The sequence below is a fragment of the Rhodococcus sp. 05-2254-6 genome (genome assembly GCF_002258565.1).
In the GTDB taxonomy this organism is placed as follows: Bacteria; Actinomycetota; Actinomycetes; order Mycobacteriales; family Mycobacteriaceae; genus Rhodococcoides.
In genome coordinates, this window is the sequence record NZ_NOZF01000174.1 from 48644 (window position 1) to 64950 (window position 16307).

Here is a 16307-nt window from a genome sequence, read left to right on the forward strand (position 1 = left end):
GATACCGGGCCTCGAGCGTGTGCTGGTTTCGCGTCCTAGACGGAGCTGCGTGCGCGCGTACGTGCGTTGCGTCGCTTGAGTGCACGGCGCTCGTCTTCACTCATTGCGCCCCATACTCCTGCGTCCTGGCCGGATTCGAGTGCCCAGGACAGGCATTCAGCGGTGACGGGGCACCGAGTACAGACGACTTTGGCATCGGCGATCTGCGCGAGCGCCGGACCACTGTTTCCCACCGGGAAAAATAGTTCCGGATCTTCATCGCGACAAATAGCCTTGTGGCGCCAGTCCATCCTCTGCTCCTTACCGGGCGCCGTAGCGCCGTTTCGTTTCTCTTCTGTTCACGAGTGGGTAACCAATGTTTCCGCACTGTTGCTTGTGAATGCTTTCACGAACTCAGGTGAAGTCAAGGGGTACGCGCGTGACCGTGGTCAAGCTCACTCTGTTAGGCTCGCTTTAGCCTTCTGCGCTCCTTTGTACCCCGAGTGAACAGATTTCGCTCGTGATTTCACAGAAAGTGCGCTCTGCGCCTCAGTGTGGCTCGGCACACGATGCCCTCACATGCTCGGCGCAACCACCTGCAGCGCGTCGGGAGTGGAGAAGAACTCGGCCTCGGTGCGTTCGCCCAGGTAGTCGCCGTCCATCTGCAAACCGACCGGTTCTGTGGAGGAAATTCGGACGCTCGGTACATCGTCGATGCGAATCAGCTTGCGAGACTTCGGTTCTGCGCCTTTGGCAAGCAGCTGGCGAGAGACCCGCAACGTCGGGAACAACGCAGTCGAGCGCATACCGAACACTCCGAGACCCGAATCGAAACCGGTACCCGGATTGGTGTGCACCGGCCTCTGGTTCAAATAAGTCCACGGACTCGAATTCGACACGAACGCATAGTGGACTCCCTCGAACGGATCCCGACCCGGAACCTCCACCGTCAACCGAGCCGGCTGCCGCTTGTGCTTGAAGAACTCCTGCACAGCCGACCGCAGATACCGCGTCGCAGACACCGGCTTGCCGTCCTTACGGCCGGCATCGATCGCCCGACACACATCGGCATCCAGACCCATACCCGCGTTGAAGGTGAACCAGCGATTGTCGCAATGCCCCAACCCGATCGTCCGCCGCGCCCGTGCATCGAGCAGCCCGATCAACTGATTCGTCGCCGCCACCGGATCGGCCTCGATACCCAACGAACGAGCGAACACATTCGCACTGCCGCCAGGAACGACCGCGATCGGCGGAATCACACCGATCGTCACCGCCTGCATCGACGTCGGCAACGGCACCCCGAGCAAACCGTTGATCACCTCGTTGACCGTCCCGTCACCACCGTGAACGATCACCAACCCCATCCCGTCCTCACGGGCACCCCGAGCCAGCTCCGACGCATGATCACGATGAGTCGTCTGCGCAACCGTCACCCGCACCCGACTCGACAACGCATGAGCCAACAGATCCCGAGCCGCAGCAGTCGTAGAAGTCGCATTGGGATTGACGATCAGCAGCGCACGCACGAGCAATGACACTAACCGGGTCGTTCCGCACGCTCCACTCCGGTCACCTGGGTCGTTCCGCAAGCTCCACTCCCGCCCCTGGGTCGTTCCGCAGGCTCCACTCCCGCCCCTGGGTCGTTCCGCAGGCTCCACTCCCGGTTGCCTAGGCTGGTCGCGTGTCCACCTCACCCGAGAACCTCACCCCGCCGGCCACGTTTCGATCCGCCGGGGCGCTCGTCGCGGCGCAGGGCGTGGCGTCGTTGGTGGCCGCGATCGTCCTACTCGTCCGAGCGTTCTCCGGAGAGGGAGAGAACGCAGTGGCCAACGGGTACGGCACCGCCGGGTGGTTCGGTGTCCTGGGCATCGGAGTCGGCGCCGCAGGCGTTGCCCTGGTCCTCGGAAAACGCTGGGGACGATCCATCGCCACGGTCGTACAGCTGTTGCTGCTGCCCGTCGTGTGGTCGCTGTTGACCGGATCGCACCAGACCGTCTACGGCGTCGCCCTAGGAGTCGTGGTCGTCGGCGTGCTCGTCTTGCTGTTCAGCCCGCCGTCCTCTCGGTGGATGGCCGCCGAATACAGCGACGTCGACGACGACCTCCGCTGACGTAGTCGTTCAACGCGCCTGGATGGCCAACTCGGACAATGCATCCTCGGTCAGGCGGAACGTCGTCCATTCGTCCTGGGGATCTGCCCCGAGCGACCGGTAGAAGCCGATCGACGGGGTGTTCCAGTCCAGAACCGACCAGGCCAACCGCGTGTACTGCCGGTCGACGCATTCGGCGGCCAATGCGGCGAGCAGTGCAGTTCCGAAGCCTTCTCCCCGCGCGGCGGGTTGCACGTAGAGATCCTCCAGATAGATTCCGTTGACTCCGTCCCACGTGGAGAAGTTCAGGAACCACAACGCGCATCCCACCACCGTCCCCTCGTGCTCGGCGACGTGTGCGAACACCGACGGCTGCGCTCCGAACAGAGCGGCGCGAAGCTGCTCGTCTCGAACGGTGCACAGCGAGGACGACTTCTCGTAGGCGGCGAGTTCGTGCACGAGAGCGGTGACGGCGGGAACATCGGCCTCGGTGGCGCGGCGAATCATCCTGGGTTTCCTTTCGGTGCCGTGGCGGCGGTGAGGATCGACGGGTGCACGTTGTGCGCGACGAGCTGGCGGAACGAATGCTCGAAGCCGAGCAACGAGTACGCGGCGGGCGAGAGGGCGAAGCGTTTGCCCTCGGTGATGGGGGCCTCGGTCCAGCCGGCGATCAGTGCGCGCGAGAAGTGGCCGTGACCGACCAACACGACGTCGCGGCCGCTCAACAGCGGCAGGACGACCGAGAGCACCATGTCGACGCGTACGGCGATGTCACCGATGGACTCACCACCCGGACATGGATGCGTCCAGACGGTCCAGTGCGGCACAGTTTCGTGGATCTGCGTCGACGTGATGCCTTCGTATTCTCCGTAGTCCCACTCCGACAACGCATCCCACTCCCGATCGACCTCCAGGCCTGCGAGCTCGGCGGTTCGACGTGCGCGCTCTCGCGGGCTCGTGATCACCAGAGGATCGCGCAGGTTCAGTAATCGGAGCAGCGATCCGGCCTCGACGGCCTGTTGCTCGCCGACGCTGGTGAGGGGGACGTCGGTGTTACCGGTGTGCTTGCCGGCCAGAGCCCATTCGGTCTCGCCGTGCCGGAGTAGAACGACTCTGCCTGCCTCGACGCCGCCGTGTGTGGTCATGGAACGATCATGCCTGCCCGCGTGATGTGGCCCTTGTCATAGTCGACCTGCGGATGTGTCCGATTTGTCGATTGAGTACAGACCTACCGGCCGGTTACTCTCGTTCCGAATCGTCACTGCCATGGGCGACGCAGCTCTGTCCGTCGTGCCGCACAGCTCCTTCTCATCGACTTGGAGAACCATGACCGACCTGCAGAAGCCCGCGTCGCCCGATTCTCCGGAGAAGCTCGACGGCGCGTTGCTGAAGATCGCCGGGGTCGTCGTGCTCGGGGCCATCATGTCGATACTCGACGTCACCGTCGTCAGCGTCGCGCTCCGGACCTTCACCGACGTCTTCGAGACCACCTACGCCAATGCCGCGTGGACGATGACGGGCTACACGCTCGCCCTGGCCACCGTCATACCGCTGACGGGGTGGGCTGCCGATCGGTTCGGAACCAAGCGCCTCTACATCACGGCGCTGGTGCTGTTCGTCCTCGGTTCGGTGCTGTGCAGCTTCGCGTGGGACATCACCTCGCTCATCGTCTTCCGAGTGCTGCAGGGCCTCGGCGGAGGCATGCTGATGCCACTGGGCATGACGATCATGACGCGCGCCGCAGGCCCGGAGCGGATCGGGCGCGTGATGGCCGTGCTCGGTGTCCCGATGCTCATCGGGCCCATCGCGGGGCCGATCCTCGGAGGCTGGCTGATCGAGGCGGCGAGTTGGCACTGGATCTTCCTCATCAATCTGCCGATCGGCATCCTCGCTCTGATCGCGGCCGTGCTGATCTTCCCCAAGGACAACCCGACTCCGTCCGAGTCCTTCGATTTCCGCGGCATGCTGATGCTCTCGCCCGGCCTCGCACTGTTCCTCTACGGCGCGTCCTCGGTCGTCGAAACCGAAACCGTTCTCGCGGTGAAGGTGCTGGTCCCGGTCATCGTCGGACTCGTGTTGATCGTTCTGTTCGTGTTCCATGCACTGCGCGTGCAGCATCCCCTGATCGATCTACGGCTGTTCCGGAACAGGTCGCTCACCGTGGCCGTGATCACCACGACGCTCTTCATGGTCGCCTTCATGGGCGCGGGTCTGCTGTTCCCGAGCTATTTCCTGCTTCGTGGAGAAACGACGTTGACTGCCGGGCTGCTGCTCGCACCACAGGGCATCGGCGCGATGATCGCGATGCCGATCGCCGGAGTGATCGCCGACAAGTTCGGTCCCGGCAGGATCGTGCTGGTGGGGATGGTGCTCATCACCGCAGGGATGGCGGTGTTCACTCGGGTCGGCACCGACACCTCGTACACCTTGCTGATCGGTGCACTGTTCGTCATGGGACTCGGACTCGGTTCGACGATGATGCCGATCATGACGGCTGCGCTGCAGACGTTGACCGACGAGACGGTTGCGCGGGGCTCGACGTTGATGAACATCGTCCAGCAAGCGGCCGGGTCGATAGGTACCGCACTGATGTCGGTGGTGCTGACCGCTCAGCAGAAGCCCGCACTGACCGCAACCAGCCAGATCGAGGCCTTCGACATCTCGGCCAGGGCCTTCGGGACCACCTTCATGGTCGCGTTGGTTCTGATCGTCGTCACGTTCGTTCCCGCCTTCTTCCTGCCCCGGACGAAGCACGTGACCGAGCGGTCCGCGGCACCGATCTCGCTGCACTGACGCGCCCGAGAGATGCCGAACCCTCGCTCATCGGCTCGATGTAAGCAAGGATCAGGGCCGTGACGACAATTCTCGCGGTTGCGAATCAGAAGGGCGGCGTCGCCAAGACCACCACGGTGGCTTCGCTCGCGGCGGCGCTGCATGCTCTCGATCGACGAGTCCTGGTGGTCGACCTCGACCCGCAGGGCTGTCTGACGTTCTCTCTCGGACACAATCCCGACAAGCTCGATTCCTCGGTGCACGAGGTGCTGACCGGGGATGCGAAGGTCGAGGACGTGCTGATCGAGACTGCGGAAGGAATCGTTCTGCTTCCGGCGACGATCGATCTCGCAGGTGCGGAAGCCCTGCTGCTGATGCGCGCGGGTCGTGAGTTCGCGCTCAAGCGTGCACTCGCGCCGATCCTCGCGGACTTCGATGTCGTCGTCATCGATTGTCCGCCGTCGTTGGGGGTGCTGACCCTCAACGGCCTCACCGCCGCACAGTCGGTGCTCGTGCCCCTGCAGTGCGAGACTCTCGCTCATCGCGGGGTCGGGCAGTTGTTGCGAACGGTGTCCGAGGTGCAACAGATCACCAACCCCGATCTGACGCTGCTCGGTGCCCTTCCCACACTGTTCGACGCCCGCACCACGCACAGCAGGGATGTGCTCGGCGACGTCTCGGACCGCTACTCGTTGCCGGTTCTAGCACCGCCGATTCCGCGGACCGTACGCTTCGCCGAGGCCAGTGCCTCGGGCGCGACGGTACTCTCGGGACGAAAGAACAAGGGCGCACAGGCCTATCGAGAACTTGCCGAGAATCTGCTGGCGTACTGGGACGGTCAAGCCGATCTGAAGACCTATGATCCGGCGGAGTAGAACGAAGCCCGTGCCGGCGGGTCAGCCGAGAGCGACCACGTCGGAACCGCGTTGCTCGACGACCACATCGCCGATCACCGACATCTGTATCGGGCCGTCGTAATCGCCTCGGTCGACCGGAATGTCGGCCACCCTGACACCGGTGGAGAGATCGACCACCGAGATGCCGTCGGGCACCGGTAACAGGAGTCGGCCTGCCATGACCGCTCCACTTCCGAGGGCTCCGGGGACGGTCCAGAGAGGGCTCAGGTTGTTGGAATCGAACGCCTGGACCCCCGTGCCGGTGAACCAGGTGAGAGCCGAACCTGCCTTCGTCGCAGGAAGATCCGGGGTAGGGGAGGAGCCGGTCGGAAGAGTGAATTCGGACAGTTTCGCGGCCGCGTCGTCGTAGAGTCCTACCCGGTCGGGCGCGCCGTTTTCCGCTGGAATGTACAGCGCGACAACGCTGCCCGTGATCGCGATGATCTGCCCGGCAGTGGGTGCGTCGGATCGGGGGACGAGTTCCGGTACCACCGTCGACCCGTACTCCTCAGGTTTACCGGCGTCCTTGGGCGCAGGATTCATCAGCGACAATCGGGCAGCGGTCTCTCCCGGGCACTGTTCGAGCACAGCCGTCCGCGAGTTCGTCGACGCCGAGGACAGCAGCGTGCACCCGGTTCGCGGCTGACTACCCGGATTGACCGGGGCATCGACTCGACCGTATTCGAGGGTGCGCACCATGTCCGACCGCCACAGCTCCATGCGCGTGTCGCCCCTCGACGTCACGTAGGTGCCATCGGAGGACAGGCGGACCGCATCGTCGGCGTCGGAAGTGCGCTGCGCCTTGCGCTCTCCGGTCGGCCCGTCGAGTTCGGTGACCTGAGAGCAACCGCGGTCGTCGCGGTAGACCGTGACCGCGGTGTTCCACGACGAGACCACCGAGCAGAGCGGGAGATCTCTCGAGTACGACCAGGATGGCTCTCCTGACCGTGGATCGCGGCCGAGGACGGAGCCCCCGTCCGCCGTCACGACCGTGGACCCGGTGACGACAGGGAGTGGGGTTCGCGTCGAATCCGTCGCTGCACTCGGCGCACGCCACAGTTCGGTGAGCGCAGTGGGCACCGCGAGCGCGGGCTCGGCCTGAGCCAGCGGCTCCTCGGCCGGGATCGATGTGGTTCCGCGAGCATCACCGGTGAACCAGGCGATGCTCGCGGCAACCACTACCACCACCGCGATGACGGCGGCGACGACGAGGTCGGTTCTCGTCCTTCGTTCTGGAGCCAGCACGGCGGGAGATTACTCCGACGCGCTCGCAGTCGAGGGTCCGGCGTCGGCGGACGATCCACTGGGGCGACGACGCCTGCGGCGGCGCGGCGCAGTCTTGGTGACCGTGTCCGCGGACGCCGCATCGGACGTATCCGACTGTTCGGCAACCGATTTCGTTGCCGGTGCGGAATCGTTCTGCGCAACGCTGGTTGCGGCGGTGTTGTCGCCGTCCTGCCCTGCGCGGGTGCGACGCCGACTGCGTGAGCGGCGCGGCTTGGTAGCCGAAGACGCGTCGGCCGCAGGCGCTGCCGTCGCCTCGCCGTCGTCCGCCTTCTCCGGGGCGCGCGAGGGTGCCTTGCGTACCGTGCCGGTGGCGTCGGTGGCGATACCGAGGTCGGTGAACAGGTGCGGCGAGCTCGAGTAGGTCTCGACCGGATCCGGCATGCCGAGATCGAGCGCCTTGTCGATCAGCTGCCAACGGGGGATGTCGTCCCAGTCGACCAGGGTGACCGCGATGCCGGTGCGCCCGGCACGGCCGGTGCGGCCGATGCGGTGCACGTAGGTCTTCTCGTCCTCGGGGCACTGGTAGTTGATGACGTGGGTGACGTCGTCGATGTCGATACCGCGGGCCGCGACGTCGGTCGCCACCAGAACGTCGATCTTGCCCGTCCGGAACGACTTGAGGGCCTTCTCGCGCTGGACCTGGCCGAGGTCACCGTGCACGGCACCGACCGAGTATCCGCGCTCGGCCAGCTCGTCGGCGACCTTCTGGGCGGTGCGCTTGGTGCGGGTGAACACCATGGTCGCGCCGCGACCCTCGGCCTTGAGAACTTTGGCGACCATCTCGACCTTGTCGAGGGCGTGGGCCCGGTAGACGTGCTGGGCGGTGCGGTCGTGGACGGCCGAGGACTCCGCCTCTTCGGCGCGGATGTGCGTCGGCTGAGTCAGGAACGTCCGGGCCAGAGTGATGATGGGGCCGGGCATCGTCGCCGAGAACAGCATCGTCTGACGCTTGTCGGGAACCATGCCGAGGATGCGCTCGATGTCGGGGAGGAACCCGAGGTCGAGCATCTCGTCGGCCTCGTCGAGGACCAGGACTCCGACCTTGCCGAGGATCAGGTGGTTCTGCTTGGCGAGGTCGAGCAGTCGGCCCGGGGTGCCGACGACGACGTCGACGCCGTTCTGCAACGCGCTGATCTGCGCCTCGTACGGACGGCCACCGTAGATGGAGAGCACCTTGACGGGGCCGTTCGCGCCGCTGAGGTACTTGGATGCGTTCTCGAGGTCGGAGCTGACCTGAACGCACAGTTCACGGGTCGGCACGATCACCAGGGCGCGGGGAGTGCCGTCGAGCGGGGAGGTACCGGAGTTGTCCGTGGCGAGTCGGTGCAGCAGAGGCACACCGAAGCCGAACGTCTTGCCCATTCCGGTGCGTGCCTGACCGATGAGGTCGTCGCCCGCGATGGCGAGCGGCAGCGTCAACTCCTGGATGGCGAACGTCCGCTCGATTCCCATCTCGGAGAGCGCGCGAACGATGGTGGGGTCAACGTTCAGTTCGGCGAAAGTGGGGGGTACGTGCTTGTCGTCCAGCTGCGCCGACAGCGTGGTGTCGCCGGTGTCGGATTCTTGGTCGATGACTATCTTGCTCAGGGGACTGGCCTTCCTCGTGGTCGAACGTGCGCACGAGGAAGGGCATAGGCCTATTGCCGGCCGAAGTCGATGCCCTCGATCCGATGTGATGTCGCCGTCAGCCTCAGCGCGGCCGCGAACTGCGATGTCCGCTGCGGCGAAGCTGTCGAGGCGACCCGGATCAGGTGCGCACACATTATCGATGACCGTCGTGTGCTTCTTCGGTCCGTTTCATCGGTCCGCGAGTGACGATCGAGCACCATGGTAGCTTGCCGAACGGAATTCTCCATTGTCGGCAGGTCACGGTAGGTCCAGCGCGCGCCGCGACGAGGCGTCGGGCACCGGACTACGATTGCCAGCCATGGGAGCCCATTCGTCGGAGCCGTCGTCCGCAGTTTCACCCACCACTGTCGTCGAGTCGCCCGAGTCGGATCGAGTCGAGCCGTCGATCGCGCACGATCACCCCGGTATTCCGGATCTGTTCGCGGTGCTCGCGTACGGCGAGATTTCCGCGTTCTATCGCCTGGCGGACGACGCTCGAATGGCTCCGTCGATGGAGGGTCGCGTCGCGCTCGCGAGCATGGCGGCTGCGGAGATGAGCCACTTCGAGACGTTGCAGAGAGCCTTGTCCGATCGTGGTCTCGACGTCTACGCCTCGATGGACCCGTTCGTTCGCGCCCTGGACGAGTACCACGAGTCGACGACGCCGTCGACGTGGTTGGAGTCGTTGGTCAAGGCGTACGTGGGCGACGGCATCGCGGCCGATTTCTACCGGCAGATCGCGCACAGTCTCACCCCCGACGTGGCCGAGATCGTCCGCGACGTGCTGGCCGAGACCGGGCACTCGGAATTCGTGGTGCACGAGGTGTCCGATCGGGTTCGTGCGAGCTCGCAGGAGAAGGCGCGATTGATGCTGTGGGGTCGTCGTCTGCTCGGTGAGGCAATCACCCAGGCGCAGTTCGTGCTCGCTCGCCGTGAGTCGCTGACCGATCTCGTCATCACCGCATCGGGAGACCTCAACGGTGTCGTCGCACTGTTCGATCGCATGCAGGAACAACACGCGGAACGGATGTCCTCACTCGGCCTCGACTGACCGCACAGGACTGTGTTCGCTGACAGCACAGGGCGTCGGGCGTCTGGCTCGACGCCGCTGCACTAGCCTGGCGTGAGCAGAGTTGTCGAGAGTTCGGAGGTTGACCGTGGAGGTCAAGATCGGTGTTTCGGAGAGTTCCCGTGAGCTCGTCGTGAACAGCACGCAGTCCCCGGCCGAGGTCGAAGCGCTCGTATCGACCGCCTTCGCCGGTAAGGACGGAGTGCTGGCGTTGGAGGACGAGAAGGGACGCAAGTTCTTGATCCAGTCTTCCAAGGTGTCGTACGTCGAGATCGGTCCGTCCGATTCTCGGAAGGTCGGATTCGCGACCGCCTGAGACTGCTCGGAACGCAGAACACGCCCCTCACTCGATGCGAGTGAGGGGCGTGTCGAGTTTGCGGGTTGCGAGGCTACGGTGCCTGCAGGGGAACGTGCGACAGACCGCCCCAGGCCAGCGAAACCGTGGTGTCGACGGCGTCTTCCTTCGAGATCGGCCGGTCGGCTTCGAGCCAGTACCGAGCAGTGAACTGACTGGCACCGACCAGGCCTACGGCCAGTACGCGAGCTCGATAGGGATCGAGTCCGGAATCGTGGGCAACGAGGTCGAAGACGGCATCGACGCACGCTTCGGTTGCCTGCTCGACGCGTGCATTGACCTGCGGGTCGCCCATCAGATCGGATTCGAAGACCAGGCGGAATCCCTGTGTATCGGTGTCGACGAAGTCGTAGAACGCCAGCACCGCGGCACGAACTCGTTGCTTGTTGTCCGTGGTCGAGCGCAGAGCCTGTCGTACTCCTGCGATCAGGGTGTCGACGTAACTCTGCAGCACCGCCAGATACAGCTCGAGTTTTCCGGGAAAGTGCTGATACAGGACCGGCTTACTGACGCCCGCGCATTCGGCGATCTCGTCCATTCCGGATGCGTGGTACCCACGGGTCACGAATATCTCGCTCGCCGCAGCGAGCAGTTGCGCCCGACGGGCATCGCGAGGCAGCCGTGCGCCGCGCCGATTGCCGGTGGTGGCCGGCCGGTCCGAAGACCTCCGGTCGTCGAGATCTGTCATCAATTATGTTCCCATCCGCGTCGACAGCTGCGCTCGTCTTGGTTCGACAACGAACGGTCCGGCATGAACTTCCGGCGGGTGGCCGTCGGTTCGGACCGCTCGTAGCGCAGATCACGGGCAACGATACTCGTGGCGGCCGGCACCCACGGGATCCTGGGGGACCGTTGCGGAAAGTGGGCGATACCGGAACATGTCGAGCGGTTTGTTCGTACGATGTTTTCGTACCGAAAACCCGATAGTTCCATTCCCGGTATCGGCGTGCCGAGCAGCGGGCGGTGAGGATTGTGAGATCGTGTTCGAGTGACTGACCGAGGCGGGCCGCGTATCCGCGGTGGTGTGCAGTCGGACGGCGTCGACGACGGTTACGACGATCGCACGGACGATTTCCCACGCAGCGTGGGCAGTCGCGGGTCGCATCAACCGCTCCGCGCGCAGTGGGATCCGACGCAACGCGAGGTCAAGCTGCGCAGTCGTCGACCGGATCGTGACATCAGGAAGCAGAGCAAGCTCGGAAAGTTCGCGTCCACGTACGGCTGGCGGGCGTACGCGGTGCCGATTCTGATCGTGGTGACCGCGCTCGTCGTGTTCGATGCCGTGCGGACCGGTGACCCCGTCACCGGCACCGCAGCGCAATCCACCAACGCCGATCCCGGATTCGGCACCTTGAGTTCGGATACGACGTCGGGTACCGGAATCATCGGCGTTCCGCCGCAGGCCGACGGTAACTTCGCAGCGTCGATATCGTCGGGTGAACTACCCGACGGTGGTCCGTTCGCGGTTGAGGGGGCCGGAACGTGGCACACCGTGCCGGGGACAACGGAGCAGGTGGGTCAGGGGACCGAGCGGGTGTTCACCTACACGGTCGAGGTCGAGGACGGCGTGGACACGGTCGGGTTCGGCGGCGACGAGTCGTTCGGCCGCTTGGTGGATCAGACCCTCGCCAACCCCAAGAGTTGGACCAACGATCCACGGTTCGGATTCCGTCGCATCGATCAGGGCGATCCCGACTTCAGAATCTCGCTGACGTCGCAGATGTCGATCCGGCAGGCCTGCGGTTACGACATTCAGCTCGAGGTCTCCTGCTACAACCCCGGCATCGAGCGAGTGGTGCTCAACGAGCCGAGGTGGGTGCGTGGGGCGATCTCGTTCCAGGGCGACATCGGCTCGTACCGCCAGTACCAGATCAATCACGAGGTCGGCCACGCGATCGGCTACCAGCAGCACCAACCGTGCGAGACCGACGGTGGGCTCGCTCCGGTGATGATGCAGCAGACATTCGGAACGAACAACGACGACATCGCGCGACTGGACCCAGCGGGCGTCGTTCCGATGGACGGCAAGACATGCCGATTCAATCCGTGGCCCTACCCGCGAGGCTGATCGGCTGGAACTCGGACAGGCTGAGTTAGATTCGAACGTATCGCGCCGGGTCACCGGCCGCCGTGTCGAGTCGAGGAGCGTCGCTGCGTCGTGGTCCATCTACCCCCGCTGGTCGAACCCGCAGGCGAACTGTCGCCCGAGGACGTCGCCCGGTACAGCCGGCACCTGATCATTCCCAGTGTGGGAACCGACGGTCAGAAGCGACTGCGCAACGCCCGCGTGCTCGTCGTCGGTGCCGGGGGACTGGGCTCACCCGCACTGCTGTACCTCGCGGCCGCCGGTGTCGGGACTCTGGGCGTCGTGGAATTCGACGACGTCGAACTGTCGAACCTGCAACGGCAGATCATCCACGGCCGGTCCGACGTGGGTCGCCCGAAGGCCGACAGCGCGAGAGACTCGATTCTCGAACTCAACGACGGCGTCGAGGTGACGCTGCACCGTGTTCGACTCGACTCGTCGAACGCACTCGAGCTCTTTCGGCAGTACGACCTCGTGCTCGACGGGACCGACAACTTCGCCACCCGATACCTCGTCAACGACGCGGCCGCGCTGGTCGGGATCCCCTATGTATGGGGTTCGATCTACCGGTTCGAGGGGCAGGTGTCGGTGTTCTGGGATCGAGCCCCCGGCGACGCAGGTATCAACTATCGCGACCTGTACCCCGAGGCTCCACCGCCCGGCATGGTGCCCTCGTGTGCCGAAGGTGGGGTGCTGGGGGTGCTGTGCGCGTCGATCGGGTCGATCATGGTCACCGAGGCGATCAAGCTGATCACCGGACTCGGCGAGACGTTGCTGGGTCGGTTGATGATCTACGACGCACTGGCGATGAGCTATCGAACCGTCGGTCTGACTCGGGACCCGCATCGAACGCCGATCACCGAGCTGATCGATTACGAGGCATTCTGCGGAGTGGTGCCGGCCGCCGAGTCCACCGGCGAATCGGTCACTCCGGCGGAGCTGCACGCAATGATGCAGTCCGGTCGCGAGATCGCCCTCATCGACGTGCGTGAGCCGGTGGAGTGGGACATCGTCCGCATCGACGGTGCGCGCTCGATTCCCAAGGGTCGAATCCTGTCGGGGGCGGCGATGTCGGATCTACCGCAGCACATCCCCATCGTGCTCTACTGCAAAACCGGCATCAGGTCCGCCGAGGTGCTCTCCGCCCTCGTGGCAGCCGGTTTCTCGGACGCCGCCCATCTGCACGGCGGAATAGTGGAGTGGGCCCAGCAGATCGATCCTGGTTTGCCCATGTACTGATGTGTCGCGTGTGCGCGTCGTCCGCAGCGGCACCGCGATCGGCGGTAGCGTGGCGCTCGTGAGCTCTGTCGAACCTCCTCAGCACGTGATCTCTACGTTCGGGCTGCGCGATGTCGAGCCTGCACCACTCGGTGCGGATTGGGACGGTGGATGGCGTCTGGGCGACGTCGTCCTGTCCCCGGTGGCAGACCATGCCCGCGCCGCATGGTCGGCCAAGGTGCGCGAGACATTGACCGTGGACGGGGTCCGTCTCGCCCGACCGGTCCGGTCGACCGACGGCCGATACGTCGTGTCGGGCTGGCGCGCAGACACGTTCGTCGCCGGCGAACCGGAGCCTCGTCACGACGAGGTGGTCTCGTTGTCGATGCGGTTGCACGCGGCGACCGCGCAACTCGAGCGACCGCGATTTCTGGTTCAGCCTCCCGTGGCCCCGTGGGCCGACGTGGATGTTTTCGTTGCTGCCGACAGAGCTGCTTGGGAAGCGGTCCCGCTGCGCTCTGCTCGCGGCGCCGGCGCACCCGAGCCGTCGTCCAGTGATGGCAAGAGCAGCCTGGAATTGGTCAAACAGCTTGCGACACTACGCAAGCCCGTCGAGTCACCGGACCAGTTGGTACACGGTGATCTGTTCGGAACGGTCTTGTTCTCGGGTAGCGAGGCACCAGGGATCAGCGACATCACCCCGTACTGGCGTCCTGCGCCCTGGGCTGCCGGGGTGGCCGTGGTGGACGCCCTTTCCTGGGGTGACGCGGACGACGGTCTGGTCAACCGCTGGGACGATCTACCGGAATGGCCGCAGATGTTGCTGCGCGCGTTGATGTTTCGTCTCGCGGTGCACGCGCTTCATCCGCGTTCGACGTCCGAGGCGTTCCCCGGCTTGGCGCGAACGGCGGATCTGGTACGCCTTATTCTCTGACTTCCGCTGCGCGAGCCGGTGATTCGGAGAGTTCGTGGAACAGTGATCGAGCGGCCTGCATCGCGCGGGCCGCGTCACCGGCGATCACCGCCTCCACGAGCGCCGTGTGTTCGTCGATGTAATCGTCGTCGTGCTCGATGGCGTGGTGGCGCATGGCGTCGTGGATCACCGGTAGCAGCGAATCGTAGAACTCCAGATAGATGGCGTTGTGGCTGGCCGCGACGATGGCGCGGTGCAGGCGTGCGTCGATCCGAACTGCATCGGCCAACGGAGTTTCGTCGGACCACGCCGCGTTGCGATCGGCCAGCGCGCCGAGCATGGCACGGATGTCGTCGTCGTCGCGTCGGTCGGCCGCAAGAGCCGCCGCAGTGACTTCCAAGGTTTCGCGTAGTTCGGTGACATCGCGGTGCCTGGCGTCCGAGAAGTACTTTCCCAGGGTTCCGCCGAGGTCGGAGCACGTCATGACGAAGGTGCCCGAACCCTGCCTGCGTTCGACCATGCCGGCGTGCACGAGTGCCTGCACGGCCTCGCGCACAGTGTTGCGCCCGGTGCCGGTGATCTCGCACAGTTCGGGTTCGGTGGGGATGCGGGTACCCACCGGCCATCGCTGCGACGTGATCTCTTCGCGCAGCTGAGCGGTGACCTGGGAGATCAGGCTCGATCGCTGGACCTGCCGCACGTGGACTCCTCATGCCGGGGACGTTGCAGCGTCGATAGTACTGCTTTGCACCCGATGATCCGGTCATCCTATGATTACGCGGTGAGTGCGCCCACCGCCCCCGATACCCGCCTCGTCGGTACCTCGCTCGTGCGTGGTCGAGTACTCGTCTTCTCCGCGATCGTGGTGTCCGCGCTGACTCTGCGCGCCGCCGTCACCTCGATCAGCCCGCTGTTCGGCAGAATCGGCACCGACCTCCAGTTCGGCACCACCGTCATCGGCATCGTCGGCATGTTGCCTCCGGCGATGTTCGCCGTCTTCGGCCTGGCCACGCCGCTTCTCGCCAAGCGCACCGGCCTGGAGCGGGCAGCTCTGCTGGCGATGGCGCTGACCACGATCGGTATGGCCACTCGTGCGTTCGCGCCGAACACCGAGTCTCTGCTCGCGCTGTCCGCGATCGCTCTCGCGGGCATGGGCATCGGAAACGTCGTCATCCCGCCGTTGGTCAAGCGGTATTTCTCCGAGCGGCTCGCCGTCGTCAGCACCATCTACATCTGCGCCATGCAGGTCAGCACCATGGTTCCGCCGCTGCTGGCCGTCCCCATCGCCGACGCGCACGGTTGGCGCATCTCCATCGGGATCTGGGCCGTCGTCGGCCTGGCCGCCGCGCTGCCGTGGCTCGGTGTCGTCATCGCCCGACGCGGCCGCGACGAGAAGGACGTCTCCGGTGAGGCCGGGTCGGCGTCGGTCCACGCATCGCCGAGCGGCCGAATCCACCGGTCCTCTCTGGCGTGGGGGATGGTGATGATGTTCGCAATGACCTCCCTGATCACCTACTCCATGCTCACCTGGTTGCCGACGCTCCTCATCGATGCGGGGATCGGAGAAGGCTTGGCCGGTGCGTCGGTGGCGGCGTTCGGAGCGATGGGACTGATCACGTCGCTGGCCGCGCCGACGCTCTGTGCGCGCGTGCGCAATCCGTACGGCATCGTGATGGTTGCCGCGGCGTGCTACCTCGGCGGGTTCGCGGGCCTGCACTGGTCTCCGACTGCCGGTACGGTCGCGTGGGTGTGCTTGGTCGGGCTGGGCACGATGACGTTCCCGATGTCGCTGACGCTGATCAACCTCAGGACGCGCACGGCCGTCGGCTCGTCCTCGCTCTCGGGATTCACCCAGGGGCTGGGTTACGTGGTGTCCTCGACCGGTCCGATTCTGTTCGGTCTGCTGCACACCGAGTCCGGGGGCTGGGGACTGCCGTTGGTTCTGTTGACCGGATGTGTAGCGGTTCTGCTGGTCGGAGGATTTCTGTGCTGCCGACCGAGGATGCTCGAAGACACCTGGTGACGTTCGGTG

The 16307-nt window shown here is 65.1% G+C and carries 17 protein-coding genes; 9 read left to right on the forward strand and 8 right to left on the reverse strand.

The window, feature by feature from the left end:
- Window positions 1–35: 35 nt before the first annotated feature.
- Complete coding sequence (locus tag CH256_RS23850; RefSeq protein WP_032366305.1) at window positions 36–290, reverse strand: WhiB family transcriptional regulator; 255 nt, start codon at window positions 288–290, stop codon at window positions 36–38.
- A 264-nt stretch (window positions 291–554) separates the two neighbouring features.
- Window positions 555–1508 (reverse strand): diacylglycerol/lipid kinase family protein, encoded by a 954-nt coding sequence (locus CH256_RS23855; RefSeq protein WP_094670872.1) that lies wholly within the window; start codon window positions 1506–1508, stop codon window positions 555–557.
- 155 nt (window positions 1509–1663) lie between these two features.
- On the opposite strand from CH256_RS23855, the gene CH256_RS23860 reads away from it, so the two are divergent.
- Complete coding sequence (locus CH256_RS23860) at window positions 1664–2092, forward strand: hypothetical protein (RefSeq protein WP_068045638.1); 429 nt, start codon at window positions 1664–1666, stop codon at window positions 2090–2092.
- Window positions 2093–2101: 9 nt separating this feature from the next.
- Here the strand turns inward: CH256_RS23860 and CH256_RS23865 are convergent, their stop codons facing one another.
- Window positions 2102–2578 carry a GNAT family N-acetyltransferase gene (locus CH256_RS23865; RefSeq protein WP_068045635.1) on the reverse strand — a complete coding sequence of 159 codons (477 nt, stop codon included), beginning with the start codon at window positions 2576–2578 and terminating at the stop codon, window positions 2102–2104.
- Entirely contained in the window at window positions 2575–3216 is a 642-nt protein-coding gene (locus tag CH256_RS23870; protein ID WP_068045632.1) for an acid phosphatase, read from the reverse strand. Before CH256_RS23870 ends, CH256_RS23865 begins: the two co-directional genes overlap by 4 nt.
- 181 nt (window positions 3217–3397) lie before the next feature.
- On the opposite strand from CH256_RS23870, the gene CH256_RS23875 reads away from it, so the two are divergent.
- Complete coding sequence (locus CH256_RS23875; protein ID WP_094670874.1) at window positions 3398–4864, forward strand: DHA2 family efflux MFS transporter permease subunit; 1467 nt, start codon at window positions 3398–3400, stop codon at window positions 4862–4864.
- 59 nt (window positions 4865–4923) lie between these two features.
- Window positions 4924–5718 carry a ParA family protein gene (locus CH256_RS23880; protein WP_094670840.1) on the forward strand — a complete coding sequence of 265 codons (795 nt, stop codon included), beginning with the start codon at window positions 4924–4926 and terminating at the stop codon, window positions 5716–5718.
- 21 nt (window positions 5719–5739) lie between these two features.
- Here the strand turns inward: CH256_RS23880 and CH256_RS23885 are convergent, their stop codons facing one another.
- Together CH256_RS23885 and CH256_RS23890 are read right to left on the reverse strand one after the other, a co-directional pair.
- Window positions 5740–6984: an Rv3212 family protein gene (locus tag CH256_RS23885; RefSeq protein WP_094670842.1), complete on the reverse strand. Its 1245-nt coding sequence runs from the start codon at window positions 6982–6984 to the stop codon at window positions 5740–5742.
- Window positions 6985–6993: 9 nt separating this feature from the next.
- On the reverse strand, window positions 6994–8667 hold the full coding sequence (locus CH256_RS23890; RefSeq protein WP_094670876.1) for a DEAD/DEAH box helicase: 1674 nt from the start codon (window positions 8665–8667) through the stop codon (window positions 6994–6996).
- A 286-nt stretch (window positions 8668–8953) separates the two neighbouring features.
- Between CH256_RS23890 and CH256_RS23895 the strand changes: the two genes are divergently transcribed.
- Entirely contained in the window at window positions 8954–9685 is a 732-nt protein-coding gene (locus CH256_RS23895) for a ferritin-like fold-containing protein (protein WP_179272204.1), read from the forward strand.
- Window positions 9686–9791: 106 nt separating this feature from the next.
- On the forward strand, window positions 9792–10019 hold the full coding sequence (locus CH256_RS23900) for a DUF3107 domain-containing protein (RefSeq protein ID WP_179272205.1): 228 nt from the start codon (window positions 9792–9794) through the stop codon (window positions 10017–10019).
- Between the two features lie 73 nt (window positions 10020–10092).
- On the opposite strand, the gene CH256_RS23905 is transcribed toward CH256_RS23900, so the two are convergent.
- Complete coding sequence (locus CH256_RS23905; RefSeq protein WP_068046045.1) at window positions 10093–10746, reverse strand: TetR/AcrR family transcriptional regulator; 654 nt, start codon at window positions 10744–10746, stop codon at window positions 10093–10095.
- Between the two features lie 396 nt (window positions 10747–11142).
- Here CH256_RS23905 and CH256_RS23910 point away from each other — a divergent pair, with 396 nt between their 5' ends.
- From CH256_RS23910 to CH256_RS23920, 3 genes are all read left to right on the forward strand, one after another.
- Window positions 11143–12126, forward strand: coding sequence for a DUF3152 domain-containing protein (locus CH256_RS23910; RefSeq protein ID WP_094642481.1), 984 nt, complete (start codon window positions 11143–11145; stop codon window positions 12124–12126).
- Window positions 12127–12216: 90 nt separating this feature from the next.
- Window positions 12217–13383 (forward strand): adenylyltransferase/sulfurtransferase MoeZ, encoded by a 1167-nt coding sequence (gene moeZ / locus CH256_RS23915; protein ID WP_068046038.1) that lies wholly within the window; start codon window positions 12217–12219, stop codon window positions 13381–13383.
- A gap of 58 nt (window positions 13384–13441) precedes the next feature.
- Window positions 13442–14296 (forward strand): TIGR02569 family protein, encoded by an 855-nt coding sequence (locus CH256_RS23920; protein WP_068046053.1) that lies wholly within the window; start codon window positions 13442–13444, stop codon window positions 14294–14296.
- On the opposite strand, the gene CH256_RS23925 is transcribed toward CH256_RS23920, so the two are convergent.
- Entirely contained in the window at window positions 14286–14975 is a 690-nt protein-coding gene (locus CH256_RS23925; protein ID WP_068046035.1) for a FadR/GntR family transcriptional regulator, read from the reverse strand. The two genes, CH256_RS23920 and CH256_RS23925, sit on opposite strands and share 11 nt — an antisense overlap.
- 81 nt (window positions 14976–15056) lie before the next feature.
- Here CH256_RS23925 and CH256_RS23930 point away from each other — a divergent pair, with 81 nt between their 5' ends.
- Window positions 15057–16298 carry an MFS transporter gene (locus tag CH256_RS23930; protein ID WP_094642480.1) on the forward strand — a complete coding sequence of 414 codons (1242 nt, stop codon included), beginning with the start codon at window positions 15057–15059 and terminating at the stop codon, window positions 16296–16298.
- Window positions 16299–16307: the final 9 nt, after the last annotated feature.